16 protein-coding genes are annotated in these 13021 nt (G+C 71.4%); 5 read left to right on the top strand and 11 right to left on the bottom strand.

Going from position 1 to position 13021, the window contains the following annotated elements; all coding sequences use genetic code 11:
* Nucleotides 1-4 precede the first annotated feature (4 nt).
* From ACWEF2_RS07115 to ACWEF2_RS07105, 3 genes are read right to left on the bottom strand one after another with little or no spacing between them, the layout of a single operon-like run.
* Complete coding sequence (locus ACWEF2_RS07115) at nucleotides 5-655, bottom strand: PIG-L deacetylase family protein (protein WP_453812694.1); 651 nt, start codon at nucleotides 653-655, stop codon at nucleotides 5-7.
* On the bottom strand, nucleotides 652-1443 hold the full coding sequence (locus ACWEF2_RS07110; RefSeq protein ID WP_453812692.1) for a sugar phosphate nucleotidyltransferase: 792 nt from the start codon (nucleotides 1441-1443) through the stop codon (nucleotides 652-654). The genes ACWEF2_RS07115 and ACWEF2_RS07110 overlap by 4 nt, the downstream gene beginning before the upstream one ends.
* Nucleotides 1440-2675 (bottom strand): methyltransferase domain-containing protein, encoded by a 1236-nt coding sequence (locus ACWEF2_RS07105; RefSeq protein WP_453812690.1) that lies wholly within the window; start codon nucleotides 2673-2675, stop codon nucleotides 1440-1442. Before ACWEF2_RS07105 ends, ACWEF2_RS07110 begins: the two co-directional genes overlap by 4 nt.
* 131 nt (nucleotides 2676-2806) lie before the next feature.
* Here ACWEF2_RS07105 and rfbC point away from each other — a divergent pair, with 131 nt between their 5' ends.
* Nucleotides 2807-3475: a dTDP-4-dehydrorhamnose 3,5-epimerase gene (rfbC, locus tag ACWEF2_RS07100; protein ID WP_453812688.1), complete on the top strand. Its 669-nt coding sequence runs from the start codon at nucleotides 2807-2809 to the stop codon at nucleotides 3473-3475.
* Here rfbC and rfbD read toward each other — a convergent pair.
* The 7 genes from rfbD to ACWEF2_RS07065 all read right to left on the bottom strand — a co-directional run bounded on the left by rfbD (nucleotide 3465) and on the right by ACWEF2_RS07065 (nucleotide 9351).
* Nucleotides 3465-4322 (bottom strand): dTDP-4-dehydrorhamnose reductase, encoded by an 858-nt coding sequence (gene rfbD / locus ACWEF2_RS07095; protein ID WP_453812687.1) that lies wholly within the window; start codon nucleotides 4320-4322, stop codon nucleotides 3465-3467. The genes rfbC and rfbD overlap by 11 nt on opposite strands.
* A complete protein-coding gene (locus ACWEF2_RS07090) occupies nucleotides 4319-4612 on the bottom strand; it encodes a hypothetical protein (protein ID WP_453812685.1) in 294 nt (97 codons plus the stop codon). Before ACWEF2_RS07090 ends, rfbD begins: the two co-directional genes overlap by 4 nt.
* Entirely contained in the window at nucleotides 4609-5676 is a 1068-nt protein-coding gene (locus ACWEF2_RS07085; protein ID WP_453812684.1) for a glucose-1-phosphate thymidylyltransferase, read from the bottom strand. Before ACWEF2_RS07085 ends, ACWEF2_RS07090 begins: the two co-directional genes overlap by 4 nt.
* A gap of 2 nt (nucleotides 5677-5678) precedes the next feature.
* A complete protein-coding gene (locus ACWEF2_RS07080) occupies nucleotides 5679-7133 on the bottom strand; it encodes a sugar transferase (protein ID WP_453812682.1) in 1455 nt (484 codons plus the stop codon).
* A gap of 242 nt (nucleotides 7134-7375) precedes the next feature.
* Entirely contained in the window at nucleotides 7376-7690 is a 315-nt protein-coding gene (locus ACWEF2_RS07075) for a hypothetical protein (RefSeq protein ID WP_453812680.1), read from the bottom strand.
* Between the two features lie 126 nt (nucleotides 7691-7816).
* On the bottom strand, nucleotides 7817-8500 hold the full coding sequence (locus ACWEF2_RS07070) for a GntR family transcriptional regulator (protein WP_453812678.1): 684 nt from the start codon (nucleotides 8498-8500) through the stop codon (nucleotides 7817-7819).
* The gene (locus ACWEF2_RS07065; protein ID WP_453812677.1) at nucleotides 8497-9351 is read right to left on the bottom strand and encodes a DMT family transporter; all 855 of its coding nucleotides are present in this window, start codon (nucleotides 9349-9351) and stop codon (nucleotides 8497-8499) included. Before ACWEF2_RS07065 ends, ACWEF2_RS07070 begins: the two co-directional genes overlap by 4 nt.
* A gap of 101 nt (nucleotides 9352-9452) precedes the next feature.
* On the opposite strand from ACWEF2_RS07065, the gene ACWEF2_RS07060 reads away from it, so the two are divergent.
* Together ACWEF2_RS07060 and ACWEF2_RS07055 are read left to right on the top strand one after the other, a co-directional pair.
* Nucleotides 9453-9941 carry a ribonuclease domain-containing protein gene (locus ACWEF2_RS07060; protein WP_453812675.1) on the top strand — a complete coding sequence of 163 codons (489 nt, stop codon included), beginning with the start codon at nucleotides 9453-9455 and terminating at the stop codon, nucleotides 9939-9941.
* Nucleotides 9942-9947: 6 nt separating this feature from the next.
* A complete protein-coding gene (locus ACWEF2_RS07055; protein WP_453812673.1) occupies nucleotides 9948-10304 on the top strand; it encodes a barstar family protein in 357 nt (118 codons plus the stop codon).
* Between the two features lie 54 nt (nucleotides 10305-10358).
* Here the strand turns inward: ACWEF2_RS07055 and ACWEF2_RS07050 are convergent, their stop codons facing one another.
* Nucleotides 10359-10850 (bottom strand): GNAT family N-acetyltransferase, encoded by a 492-nt coding sequence (locus tag ACWEF2_RS07050; protein ID WP_453812940.1) that lies wholly within the window; start codon nucleotides 10848-10850, stop codon nucleotides 10359-10361.
* Nucleotides 10851-11151: 301 nt separating this feature from the next.
* Here ACWEF2_RS07050 and ACWEF2_RS07045 point away from each other — a divergent pair, with 301 nt between their 5' ends.
* Nucleotides 11152-12552 (top strand): FAD-binding oxidoreductase, encoded by a 1401-nt coding sequence (locus ACWEF2_RS07045; protein ID WP_453812671.1) that lies wholly within the window; start codon nucleotides 11152-11154, stop codon nucleotides 12550-12552.
* 144 nt (nucleotides 12553-12696) lie between these two features.
* Nucleotides 12697-12930, top strand: a complete 234-nt coding sequence (locus ACWEF2_RS07040; RefSeq protein ID WP_453812669.1) for a hypothetical protein — start codon at nucleotides 12697-12699, stop codon at nucleotides 12928-12930.
* Nucleotides 12931-13021 lie beyond the last annotated feature (91 nt).

Raw genomic sequence — 13021 nt, 5'->3', positions numbered from 1 at the left:
CGGTTCATCCTCCAGTCAGATCGAGAGTCAGCTTGTTTGTGTGGAACGCCTCCGCGTAGCGCGAGTGGCACTCGATACCGCGGATGCGGGCCAGTCCGAGGAACGCCTCGCGGTCGTACCAGGGACGTCGCCGTTGTGAGGGGTAGTGCCGCTGGAGCAGGGCCACCTTCGCCTCGGCCACCTCGGGCGTGAGCGGCTGGTAGGCCGACGGCCGTCCGAGGTCGCCGTCCCACTTGACGATCTCGTAGCCGAGCACCTGGTGGTCGCGGAAGGCCGTGGGCACCAGCTTCGCCAGGCCCCGGTGGTCCTGGTGGGCGTCCGCGGGGTGCGGGGCGAACAGCAGGTCGGGCTCGGTCCGCGCCCGCAGCTCCTCCACGGCGGTCTTGGCCTCCTCCCAGTGGGAGGGCAGCCGCCCGTCGGGCAGCTTCAGCACGGTGAGCCGCAGGTCGGCGCCGGGGCAGAAGGCCGTCAGCGCCGCGTGCTCCTCGTCCTCCCGCTCGGTGCCGCCGCCGGAGAGCACCAGCGCGTCCACCCGGACGCCGGGACGCCCGCCGCAGGCGGTGAGCAGGGTGCCGCCCGCGCCGATGGCGATGTCGTCGCAGTGCGCGGCGAGCAGCGCGATCCGGCGCACCTCCCCCGGCCTGAACCCGATCACGCCCGCCCCGCCGGTTCGCGCTCCCAGAGCGCCCACGGCCGGTCGCCGCGCGAGTACGCCTCGTCCAGGGCGATCCGCTCCCGGACGGTGTCGGTCGGCCGCCAGTACCCCCGGTGCGGGTAGGCGAGCATCCTGCCGCGCTTGGCGAGCTCGGCGCAGCCGTCCGCGACGAGGTCGCCGCCCGGCGGGATGTGGTCGAAGACCTCCTGGCGGAGCACGAAGTACCCGCCGTTGACCCAGAGCGGCATCTGGCTGACCGGCGTGATCCCGCCGACCATCCCGCGCTCGCCGAGCTCGATGCAGTGGAAGGTGTCCGACGGCGGGACGACCATCATGGAGGCGCCGGCGCCGGACGCGGCGAAGCGGTCGACGATCTCCGGGAGCGGCGCGTCGGTGAGCACGTCGGCGTAGTTCGCCAGGAACATCTCGTCGCCGTCGAGGTGGTCGCGGACCCGGCGGAGCCGCTCGCCGATCGGCGACTCGATCCCGGTCTGCACGAACGAGATCGACCAGTCGGAGATGTCGGTGGAGAGCAGCTCGATCTCACCGCCGCGCAGCACGAAGTCGTTGGAGGTGGCCTCCTGGTAGTTGAGGAAGAAGTCCTTGATGTGGTGCGCGCCGTACCCGAGGCAGAGGACGAACTCGGTGTGCCCGAAGTGGGCGTAGTACCGCATCACATGCCAGATCAGCGGCCGGGGCCCCACGAGCTGCATGGGCTTGGGCACGTCACCCGGGGTGCCGCTGCGCATCCGCGTTCCGTATCCACCGCAGAAGAGAACGACCTTCACGGGTTCACCTCGACGATCTCCAGGCTGGGAATCGGGAAGACCAGCCGGCCTCCCCAGTCGTGGACGAAGGACAGCTGGCCGGTGAGCTCCTCACGGAGGTTCCAGGGCAGGACCAGCACGTAGTCGGGCCGGTCCTCGGCGATCCGCTCGGGCGGCAGGATCGGGATCCGGGTGCCGGGGGTGAACCTGCCGTGCTTGTAGGGGTTGCGGTCCACCGTGTACCGGAGCAGGTCGGCGCGGATCCCGCAGTGGTTGAGCAGCGTGTTGCCCTTGCCGGGCGCGCCGTAGCCGACCACGGTCTTCCCCTGTTCGGCGGCCTCGACGAGGAACCTCAGCAGGTCCCGCCGTACCCGGGCCACCCGCGCGGCGAACTCGGCGTATCCCGACAGCTCGTGCAGGCCCGCCGCCTTCTCGGCGGCGAGCACCTCGGCCACCCGCTCGCCGGGCTCGCCCGCCGCCTCCTCGGGCCGCGCCCACAGGCGGATCGATCCTCCGTGTGTGGGCAGCGGCTCGACGTCCACCAGGGACAGGCCGCCGGAGGCCAGGGCGCGCTGCGCGGAGGCGACCGTGTAGTACTGGAAGTGCTCGTGGTAGATCGTGTCGTACTGGTTGTGCTCCATCAGCGTCAGCAGGTGCTGGACCTCGACGGAGACCCAGCCGTCGTCGGCCACGAGCGCCCGCAGTCCCCTGGTGAACCCGACGACGTCGGGGATGTGGGCGTAGACGTTGTTGGCCACCACCAGGTCGGCGGGCCCGTGCTCCGCACGCACCCCGGCGCCCGTCTCGGGGCCGAGGAACGCGGTGACGGTCGGCACGCCCCGCTCCCTGGCCGCCTGGCCGACGTTCCTGGACGGCTCGACGCCGAGGCACCGGATGCCCAGGTCGACCACGTGCCCGAGCAGGTAGCCGTCGTTGCTGGCCACCTCGACCACGAACGAGCCGTCGTCCAGCCCCAGCCGGTCGACCGCGCCGTGCACGAACCGCCTCGCGTGCTCCACCCACGACGTCGAGTAGGACGAGAAGTAGGCGTACTCGGTGAAGGTGTCCTCCGGAGTGATCAACGGCGGGATCTGCGCCAGCCCGCAGCCGGTGCACACCCTCAGGTGCAGCGGGTAGGTGACCTCGGGCTCGTCGAGCTGTTCGGCGGTGAGAAACCGTTCACAGGGGGGTGTCGCCCCAAGGTCGACGACGCTGGCGAGGCTCGTCGAACCACACAGCCGGCAGATTGTCATCACTACGCTCCCTCGCCGCGCGCCGCGGCTCCGCCGGTATCCATCAAGATCATTTCATCGCCTTCGAACCCTAGGATTTCGCCTGATCTTTCGGGGGTGTTACAACCGCCCGCTGTGGCATGCTTCGCCCCATGGAACCCCTCAGCATCGACGGAACCTGGTGCCACACCCCGCGTGTCCACACCGATCCACGCGGCGCGTTCCTGGAGAGCTACCGCGCGGCCGACCTGCGGGAGTCCACCGGGCATCCGATGGACCTCGCCCAGGTCAACTGCTCGGTCTCCCGGCGTGGCGTCCTGCGGGGCATCCACTTCGCGGACGTGCCCCCCGGCCAGGCCAAGTACGTCACGTGCGTCTCGGGGGCCGTCCTCGACGTGGTGGTGGACATCCGCGCCGGCTCGCCCACGTTCGGCCGCTGGGAGGCCGTGCGCCTGGACGACGAGTCCCGCCGCGGCCTCTACGTCGCCGAGGGGATCGGCCACGCCTTCATGGCGCTGAGCGAGTCGGCGACGATCGTCTACCTGTGCTCGCGGCCCTACGCCCCCGGACGCGAACACGAGGTCCACCCGCTGGACCCGGCCATCGGGATCGACTGGCCCGCCGGTCTGGAGCCGATCCTGTCGGACAAGGACGCCGCCGCCCCCACCCTCCAGGAGGCCCTGGCCGCGGGCCTGCTGCCCGACCACCGCGCGTGCCTCGCCCACTACGAGAGCCTCGCCCGGCGCGACCGCGGCGATCTCACCCCGTCCGGTCACCACCCGGCCACGCCGGAACGCGCCCCCTCCACGCCTAGTCGCTGACGAGCACATCGGATTCCCGTAACGCCTCTCGCCAGTCGCGCAACGCCGGCAGCCCCGCCCGGTTCCAGCGGTCGTGCCCCAGCACGCTGTAAGCCGGGCGCGGCGCGGGCCGCTGAAAGTCCTTGGAGGAGACCGGGGTGATCCGGTCCGGGTCGGCGCCGACCAGGCTGAAGATCTCCCTGGCGAAGTCGTACCAGCTCGTCTGGCCGGAGGCGGTGGCGTGGTAGACACCCGCCGGAGGCGCGGACCGCCCCAGCGCGACGATCCAGCCAGCCAGGTCGCCCGCCCAGGTGGGCTGGCCGACCTGGTCCTCGACGACCTCCAGGACCGGCCTGGTCCTCTCGGCCGCGGCGATCGTGCGGACGAAGCTCCTGCCGGTCGCGCCGTACAGCCAGGCGGTCCGCACCACGTAGCCGGTGCGGGGCAGCACCTCCAGCACGGCGCGCTCGCCGGCGAGCTTGGTCCGCCCGTAGGCGTTGACCGGCGAGGTCGGCGCGTCCTCCCGGTAGGGGTCCAGCGCGGTCCCGTCGAAGACGTAGTCGGTGGAGGGCTGGATCATCCGCGCGCCGGCCCGCTCACACGCCTCGGCCAGCGTCCGCGTCCCGTGCCCGTTGACGGCGAGCGCCTCGTCCTCGCGCGCCTCGGCGTCGTCCACCGCCGTCCACGCCGCGCAGTTCACCACGATCTCCGGCCGGTGCGCAGCTACCCGTTCACGTACGGCGGGCCCGTCGCACAGGTCGAGGTCGTCCCTGCGGAGCGCGACGACCGGCTCCCCGGCCGCCGCCAGGTGGGCCAGCAACTCGGTCGCGAGCATGCCCGAGGCCCCGGTGACCAGCCACCGGCTCATCGGACCTCCCCACCCCGGGTGCCGGCGAGCGCGCGCCCGGCGGCGAGCCGGACGGCGGAGCGCCGGCCGGCGACGTGGCCTCCGGCTCTGGGAAGCGGGTTGACGACGAAGGGAGGAATCATCTTCTCCGGACACTGGTAGGGACCGTGGCGGGTGCCGCCGCGGCGCGTGATGGACACCGGCGGGCCGTGGACGATCGCGCGTCCCCCCGGAATGGACCGGTCCAGAGGAGGTTCGGCGGCGTGCCGGGGGTGGATGAACCCGGCACAGCCGACAGCCAGGACCTTCATGAACTGATCTGCACCTTGCTGTGATCGCCCAGCACGAGACGGTGGGCTCTGGGGGTGTTGGGTGCCGGGGTGACCTCGACGTCGTGGCCGATCAGCGACGCCTCGATGCGGGACACCCCGGAGATCGAGGCCCTGGGCAGCACGATCGAGTACTCGATCTCGCTGCCGCTGACCACGCAGTCGGCCGCGATCGAGGTGAAGGGACCGATGTAGCTGTCCACCACCCGGGCCCCGGCGCCGATGATCGCCGGACCGACGATGCGGGACCTGCGCACCACGCCGCCCGCCTCGACGACCACCCGGCCGATCAGCTCGCTGGCGTCGTCCACCCGGCCGTCGATCCGGCCGTCCAGGGACTCCAGGACCAGCCGGTTGACCTCAAGCATGTCGGTGACGTTCCCGGTGTCCTTCCAGTAGCCGGAGATGACGGTGGACTCGACCCAGTGCCCCTGCTCGATCAGCCACTGGAGCGCGTCGGTGATCTCCAGCTCGCCCCGCCACGACGGCTTGAGCTCGGCCACGGCCTCGTGGATCGCCGGGGTGAACAGGTAGACGCCGACGAGGGCGAGGTCGCTCTTGGGGTTGGCCGGCTTCTCCTCCAGCCCGATCACCCGCCCACCGGCGTCGAGCTCGGCGACGCCGAACTGCCGGGGGTCGCCGACCCGGGTGAGCATGATCTGGGCGGCCGGCCGGTCGCGGACGAACCGGTCCACCAGGTCGCCGATGCCGCCGAGGATGAAGTTGTCACCGAGATACATGACGAAGTCGTCGTCGCCGAGGTAGTCGCGGGCGATCAGCACCGCGTGGGCGAGCCCGAGCGGGGCCCGCTGGCGCAGGTAGGTGACCCGCAGGCCGAGCGCGGAGCCGTCGCCCACGGCCGCCTCGATCTCGGCCTGCGTGTCGCCGACGACGATCCCTATCTCGCTGATCCCGGCGGCCGCGATGGCCTCCAGCCCGTAGAAGAGCACGGGCTTGTTGGCCACCGGGACGAGCTGTTTGGCGGAGGTGTGGGTGATCGGCCGTAGCCGGGTGCCCGATCCGCCCGCGAGCACGAGAGCTTTCACTGCTAGTAGGCCCCTTCTCCGCCGGTGACGGCGCTCCAGGTCTTCCAGAGGATCTGCAGGTCCAGAAAGAGCGACCAGTTTTCGACGTAGCGCAGGTCCAGGCGGACCGACTCCTCCCAGCTCAGGTCGGAGCGACCGCTGACCTGCCAGAGGCCGGTCATGCCCGGCTTGACGACCAGGCGGCGGCGCACGTCGGCGCCGTACTGCGCGACCTCGTCGGGCAGCGGCGGTCTCGGCCCGACGAGCGACATCTCCCCCCGGATCACGTTGATCAGCTGCGGCAGCTCGTCCAGGGAGTACCGGCGGAGGAAGGTCCCGACGCGGGTGATCCTCGGATCCTTCTTCATCTTGAAGAGCACGCCGTTGAACTCGTTGTGCCGCCGCAGGTCGAGTTTGAGCCGTTCCGCGTCGTTGACCATGGTGCGGAACTTCAGGACCCTGAACTCCACACCGCCCCTGCCCACCCTGACCTGGCGGAACAGCGCCGGTCCCGGACTGGTCGCGCGGATCGCCGCGGTGATGACCAGCATGGGCAGGGCCAGCAGCAGCAGTGCGAAGCCGGCGGCGACCCGGTCGAACAGGCTCTTGGCGAGCTGCTTGGCGCCGTCGAACTCGGGATGCTCGACGTGGAGCAGCGGCATCCCGGCCACCGGGCGGATACTGATGCGCGGGCCCGCCACGTCCATCAGGGCGGGCGCCACGAACAGGTCGGTGCGCGCGTCCTCCAGGCCCCAGGCGATCCTGCGCAGCGCGACGCCGTCGAGCTCGGGGCAGGCCAGGATGGCGACGGCGTCGGCGTCGACCTTGGCCACCACCGCGGCGACGTCGGTGAAGCCGCCGTAGACCGGGATCCCGTCGACGTCCATCGCCTCGGGCCCCGACGGCAGGCACACGGCGACCACGGTCATGCCGTGGTGGGGCTGTCTGCGTAGTTGCAGCACCAGGTCGAGCACCGACTCGCGGTGCCCGACGGCGACCACCTGCCGCATGTAGTCACCGAGGGAGCGCCGGCGGTGCAGCCGCTTACGCATCCGGTAGCGGAAAAAAATCGTGAGAACAAGGGCGAGGGGGAACATCGCCATCACGAAACTACGGGCAATCGTCGTTTGCGTGGCATAAGCCCCAATTGCGACAGCGGCCGTCAAACCGACCCCGCCATCGAAAACCGCCCGAAACTCCTCCGTCCCCTCACCGTGCGCACGCTTGCGATAGGCGCCTCCGATCGCCAGCGACAGCGGCCACGCCAGGGCGAGGCCGAACCCGAGCAGCGCCTCCGTCCTGGGAATGAAGGCGCCGAACCAGAGCCGGACCCCGAGGACCGACTCACAGGCGACCACCGCGCAGGCCAGATCTCCAGCCAGCAGAATCCTTGCGTAGGAGCGGGTCCAGATGCTTGGAGCCGTCCTGACCGAACCGTTGAGGAGCGTAACAGCGGGCTCCTCTGTCCCCACTTTCATACCACCCCACCCAGATGCCCCAGCGTTAACAGCTACGGGACGCGCATCCTATTTCAAGGGTTGACAGTTTTCCCGAAATACACCAGGACCGTGGATACCCATGGAAATCCTAGTGATCACCTTTCAACAGGGGAATAGCGCCCCACTGTCCACTACTGGCCTAAGCGGGACAGAGCGAACATCTTGACGGAACGGTCCAAACATGTACGTTTGACCGAATAAATTCACCGACTTGTCGCGGGTCAGTCATATTCGAAATCCGGGAGAGACGCCGGGGGGTCGGGACTCCGCCAGACAACGACATAACCGTCACCGGCGGCGTCCACCGCCGCGCCAAGCCGATCGGCATCGAAGTCGGGCAAATAGCAGAGCCGAGTGAGGAAGACCGCGTCGATCGCCGACTCGGGCACCACACACCCCTGACCGCCACGATCGAGAAGAATGTAGAGAATGTCGGAGTCTCTACCGCCCACCACTCGCACCTCGACGACGTCCTCCCACGCGAGAGCGTCGACGCTGCCGTCCTCGTGGTGACGGGTCACGCCTTCCTCGGTCACGTATACATAGGAGTCCGGCGCTGAATTGCCGTACATGGCCGCGATTGTGACGACTGCACGGCACCCGGGGCAAGAGAGTCGCGCAACTCCGCAGGCAACGGCCACCCCGGAGCAGGCGCCCCGGGGCTATCCGCGCTCCGGCGGACCCGCGGCCCCCGCCCCGCTCCGGCGCCGGACCGCCGGAGACCGCCGCTCACCCCAGCCGTGATCGAGGTGCGCGGCGACGGCTCGCCTGGCGTCCTCCACCGGTCCGCGGCCGATCGCGTCGAGCAGGTCCCGATGCTCGGCGACCAGCACCTCCCGGTCGGGGTAGACGGTCCGCAACCGCACCAGGCCGAGCCTGGTCTCGGCGGCCAGCGCGGCGTAGAGCCGCTCCAGACGGGGACTGCCCACCGCCACGATCAACGCCTGGTGCAGCGCCATGTGCTCGGCCACGACGTCGGACCAGGCGGCGTCCCCCGGCAGCGCGGCCATCCGCGCCAGCGCCCCGTCGGCCTCCCCGACCCGCCGCCCGGCGAGCGCGGTCGCCATCAGATCCTCCAGCGGACGCCGGACGAACATCAGGTCCTCCAGGTCCGCCGGGGTCACCTCGGCCACCTGCGCGCTGCGGTGCCGTTCACGCCTGAGCAGCCCCTCGTGCACCAGCACGGCCAGCGCCTCCCTGACGGTCGGCCGGGCCACGCCGTACAGGGCGGAGAGCTCCTGTTCCGGCAGCGCGGTGCCCGGCGCCATCTCACCGGAGAGCACCCGCCGGCGCAGGGCGTCCGCGAGGGCGCCGACGGCGGAGACGGGACGGATCGGGACGGTCACGCCGGCGCCTCCAGCGCCGCCGCCCGGCGCTCCGGGAGGGCCACCGCGACCAGGCTCACCCCGAGCAGCACCAGCCCGCCGGCCGAGACCGGCGTGAGCCGCTCGCCGAGCACCACCACGCCGAGCAGGGCGGCGACCGCGGGTTCGGCGAGGGCGAGGGTGGCGGCGATCGCCACGGGGGTGGTGCGCAGGCCCCTGCCGTACAGGAGGTAGGCCAGCGCGGTGGTGGCGCAGCCGAGGTAGAGGGCGGTGAGCAGGCCGCGCGGCTCGGTGAGCCAGGCGGTGCCCGTCCAGAGCAGGACCGGGAACATGACGACGGCGGCCCCGCCGAACATCGCGCCCATCACCGCGTCGGACGGGGCCCCGGCGCCGATCACCCGGGCGGCCGTCACCGCGTAGAACGCGTAGAGCAGGCCGCCGAGCAGCGCGAGCAGCACACCGTCCACCCGCACCTCGCCTCCGCCACCGGTCAGCACGGCACAGCCCGCGATCGCCACCGCGGTCGCCCCGGCCCAGCGCCGGGTGGGAGGGTGGCCGTCGAGCAGCCAGGAGAGCAGGCCGGTGAAGACGGGACCGCTGCCGATGGCGACCACGGTGCCGACGGCCACACCGGTCAGGCCGACCGCCGCGAAGAAGCAGAGCTGGTACGCGGCCACGGCGACCGCGGCGGAGACGAGCAGGCCCCTGCGGGGCAGCAGCCGCAGGGCCGGTCCAGCGACGGCCCCGAGCACCAGCCCTCCGACCACCAGGCGGGCCGAGGCCAGGGAGACCGGGTCGACCCCGGCGGCCAGCAACCCCGCGGTGCCTGCGGTACCCCAGAGCACGGCGGCCCCCACGACGGCGAGCTTCATCCCCATACTGTCTGACAACCAGACAATATTTGTCCAATCCTTTCGGGTCGCCACACCTACCTCACCGTTTCTCCCGATTCGCAGCCAGGTAGCTTGGCCAGGTGATACATCGGGGAATTGTCGCGCTCGCCTCCGCCGTGCTGCTGCTGGCCGGATGCGCGCCCGCCGAGACGGCGGTGCGGGCTCACACCTCGCCCACGGAGAACGCCGGGCCGAGCGTCACCCACCGCGTCTCACCCACCGCGCCCGTCTCGCCCACCGCACCCGGCGGTACGCCGCGCCCCCGCGCGGGGACAGCCCGCACGCTGCCCGTCAAGGCACTGTCCGAGCTGCCCGCCGAGGCCGCCGTCACCTGGCGGCTCGTCGTGAACGGCGGCCCCTTCCCCTACTCGCGCGACGGCGTGGTCTTCCAGAACCGGGAGGGCCGCCTGCCGTCGCGGGACCGGGGCTACTACCGGGAGTACACGGTGCCCACCCCCGGCAGCCGCGACCGGGGAGCGCGGCGGCTGATCAGCGGCGACGGAACCCGGGAGATCTACTACACCGGCGACCACTACCGCTCCTTCGTCGTCGTCGACGTGCGGAGGTAGCCGGCGGTGCACAGGGGAACGTTCGAAGAGGACCCGCGGATCACCGAGGCCGCGCACGTCGGCGCCCGCACACACCGAATCGACGGTTCACAGATCACCACCTCCGCCGAGGCCATGGCCGCGATCGCCGTGGCCCTGTGGTTCCCCGACTACTTCGGGCACAACCTCGACGCGCTCTACGACTGCCTGACCGATCTGGCGTGGCTGCCCGAGGGAGAGCACCTGCTGATCTGGTCGCGGTCGGCGGTGCTGCGGGATGCCGACCCCGCCGCCTACGAGGCGATCCGGAGCGTGCTCGCCGACGCCGTCGCCGACGACACCCCGAAAGCGGCCTTCCTGTCCGTCCTGCTGCTGAGCGACTGAACCGCCGTCCCACTCCCGGCCGGGCGGGGAGGCAGGGGCAGCGGATCGGCCGGATCAGTCGGTGGCCAGGCGGGCGTGCCGTTCGACGTCGTACCGGACACCGTCGTGGCTCAGCTTGGCCCGCTCGACCCCCTCGGCCACGAACCCCGCCCTGGTCGCCACCGCGCAGGAGGCGAGATTGCTGAGCCGGTGCCCCAGCTCCAGCCGGAACAGCCCCCGCTCACGGAACGCCCACTCCGCCAGTTTCACGGCCGCGGCCACCGCCACCCCACGGCCCCGGGCGTACGGAACGATCCAGTAGGACACCCAGCCGGTGTCGTGCGCGTCGATGTCGCTCACCGCGACGTTCCCCACCACCCGGCCGCCCACCACCACCGCGAACGCCCGCGCGTCGTCGCGGAAACCCCACAGCCCCATCCACTCCAGCGCCGCCTGAGCCGTGTCGATCGGCCGGGACGCCTGCCCCGCCACGTCCGGTGACCTGAACGCGTCGATCACGACCCCGACGTCACTGGGCCGCCAATCACGCAGCTCCACGTCAATCATGCTTCGCAAGGGTATTTCCCGACGGGATCCCCGAAAAGCCCCGCGCCCTCGCACGAGAGACACCCCGACGGCCCCGGGCCCCGCCGGAGGGGAGGCGCGCGGCGGGCCGTACCCTGCTCACCGTCGCCGGGCGGCGCACGAGCGTCCGTCCCTGCAGCCGGTCACCAGTGACTGTGCAGCCGTTTCCCAGCGCGGTCTGCGAGAAAGGAGCGGCCGGGCCACTCGCACCCGACGGCGCCCCGGCCCTCACCACGACCTCGCGAACAGATTCACCGGCAGATTCACCGACAGGAGAAGATCCATGAGTACCGTCTCCCCGGAAACGGACCGCTTCGGCATGGCGGTGGAGGCCCTGCGCCGCCAGGTGGCCGGCCCCGTTCTGTCACCGGGACAGCACGGCTTCGAGGAGGAGGCCGCGGCCTTCAACCTCGCCATCCGGCACCACCCCGCCGTCGTCGTGGCCGCCACCGGCGCCGAGGACGTCGCCGCCGCGATCCGCTTCGCGACGACCCACTCCCTGCCCGTCGCCGTCCAGGCGACCGGCCACGGGGCGGTTCAGCCCGCCGACGGGGCGGTGCTGATCAGCACGTCGAGGATGCGTGACGTCCATGTGGACCCGTCCACCCGTGGCGCGCGGATCGGCGCGGGCTGCACCTGGGGCGAGGTCATCGCCGCGACGGCACCGCACGGCCTGGCGCCCCTGAGCGGCTCGGCATCCGGTGTGGGCGCGGTGGGCTACACCCTGGGCGGCGGCATCGGCCCGATCTCACGCGCCTTCGGTTTCGCCGCCGACCATGTACGGGAGATCACCGTGGTGACCGCGGACGGGCTGGTCCGGGTGGCCGACACCCGGCGGGAACCCGACCTGTTCTGGGCGCTGCGCGGCGGCAAGGGAAGCTTCGGCGTGGTCACCTCCATGGTGGTCGACCTGTTCCCGGTGACCTCGCTGTACGGGGGCGGCCTCTACTACGGCGCCGAGGACGCGGCCGCCGTCCTGCACGCCTACCGGCGCTGGACCGGCACGCTGCCGGAGGCCACCGGCACCTCGGTGGCGATGCTGCGCCTGCCGCCGCTGCCGGAGCTGCCGCCGCAGCTGCGGGGACGCTTCGTGGTTCACCTGCGCTTCACCCACCTGGGCGGGGCACAGGAGGCGGAGGGCCTGCTCGCCCCGATGCGCGCCGCCGCCGAGCCGATCCTCGACACGGTCGCGCGGTTGCCGTTCACCGCGCTCGACACCGTGCACAACGACCCGGTGACGCCGATGCCGACCTGGGACCGCGGCACCCTGCTGCGCGAGCTCACCGCCGAGACTGTGGAGGCGATCCTGGCGGTCGCCGGCCCGGCCGCCGACGTCCCCCTCGCCGTCGTGGAACTGCGCCAGCTGGGCGGGGCGCTGGGCCGTGCGCCGGAGCGGCCGAACGCCGTCGGCGGGCGCGACGCGGCCTTCTCCGTACTGGTCATCGGCGCCCCCGTACCGGAGCTGCTGGAGACCGTGATCCCGGCGACCGGCCAGGCCGTGCTCGACGCCCTGGCCCCCTGGTCGACCGGAGGGTCGCTGCTCAACTTCCAGGGATCCGCGCTGGCTCCGGACCAGCTCGCCCGCGCGTGGCCGGAGCCGGTGCTGCGCCGTCTCGTCGAGCTCAAGGACCGCTACGACCCGGCACGCGTGTTCCGCCACGGCCACGTCGTGCCGAGGCTCTGAACGGCTCCCGGCCGAGGCTCTGCGCGGCCCCTATCTGAGCGATTCCCCGCGAAACGGCATTGGCAAACCGTTCAATACCAGGTGGGCATGGTATCGGCATTGCTCTCTACCGGCAGGGCGGTGGGCAGGTCACGATTAACAGTTATGAAGGATTCGAAGTCGCAAGACGCGATCTTAACCGTGGTGCTGCTGGTCGGCGTCTACGAGGGTGTGATGCCCTTCGTGGCCAAGCTGTTCGGCTGGCACCCGGTTCTCGCGCTCCCCCTGCTGCTCCCCGATCCGACATGGTGGATCGTCTCGTCGTCCGTCATCGTCGTCGCGCTCACCCTGCTCATGGGGATGGACGCCGACAGGAAGCGCCACCAGCCGGAGGCGTGACGTCCCCGCCCACAAGAGCACACCCATAACGCGGAGCCCTCCGGGTTGATCTCGCCGGGGCGCGGCGAAACAGGCGAAGGGCGCGTCCAAG

The organism is Streptosporangium sp. NPDC004631 (genome assembly GCF_053601935.1).
The sequence above is the reverse complement of the archived record's forward strand: the minus strand, read 5'-3'. Positions and strand labels throughout refer to the sequence as shown.

Coding starts and splice junctions, on each gene's coding strand:
- ACWEF2_RS07050 (WP_453812940.1), bottom strand. CDS start 10,850: ATGATTGACGTGGAGCTGCGTGATTGGCGGCCCAGTGACGTCGGGGTC.
- ACWEF2_RS07040 (WP_453812669.1), top strand. CDS start 12,697: ATGAAGGATTCGAAGTCGCAAGACGCGATCTTAACCGTGGTGCTGCTG.
- ACWEF2_RS07090 (WP_453812685.1), bottom strand. CDS start 4,612: ATGAAGGTCCTGGCTGTCGGCTGTGCCGGGTTCATCCACCCCCGGCAC.
- ACWEF2_RS07065 (WP_453812677.1), bottom strand. CDS start 9,351: ATGAAGCTCGCCGTCGTGGGGGCCGCCGTGCTCTGGGGTACCGCAGGC.
- ACWEF2_RS07105 (WP_453812690.1), bottom strand. CDS start 2,675: ATGACAATCTGCCGGCTGTGTGGTTCGACGAGCCTCGCCAGCGTCGTC.
- rfbD (WP_453812687.1), bottom strand. CDS start 4,322: ATGAGCCGGTGGCTGGTCACCGGGGCCTCGGGCATGCTCGCGACCGAG.
- ACWEF2_RS07045 (WP_453812671.1), top strand. CDS start 11,152: ATGAGTACCGTCTCCCCGGAAACGGACCGCTTCGGCATGGCGGTGGAG.
- ACWEF2_RS07080 (WP_453812682.1), bottom strand. CDS start 7,133: ATGAAAGTGGGGACAGAGGAGCCCGCTGTTACGCTCCTCAACGGTTCG.
- rfbC (WP_453812688.1), top strand. CDS start 2,807: ATGGAACCCCTCAGCATCGACGGAACCTGGTGCCACACCCCGCGTGTC.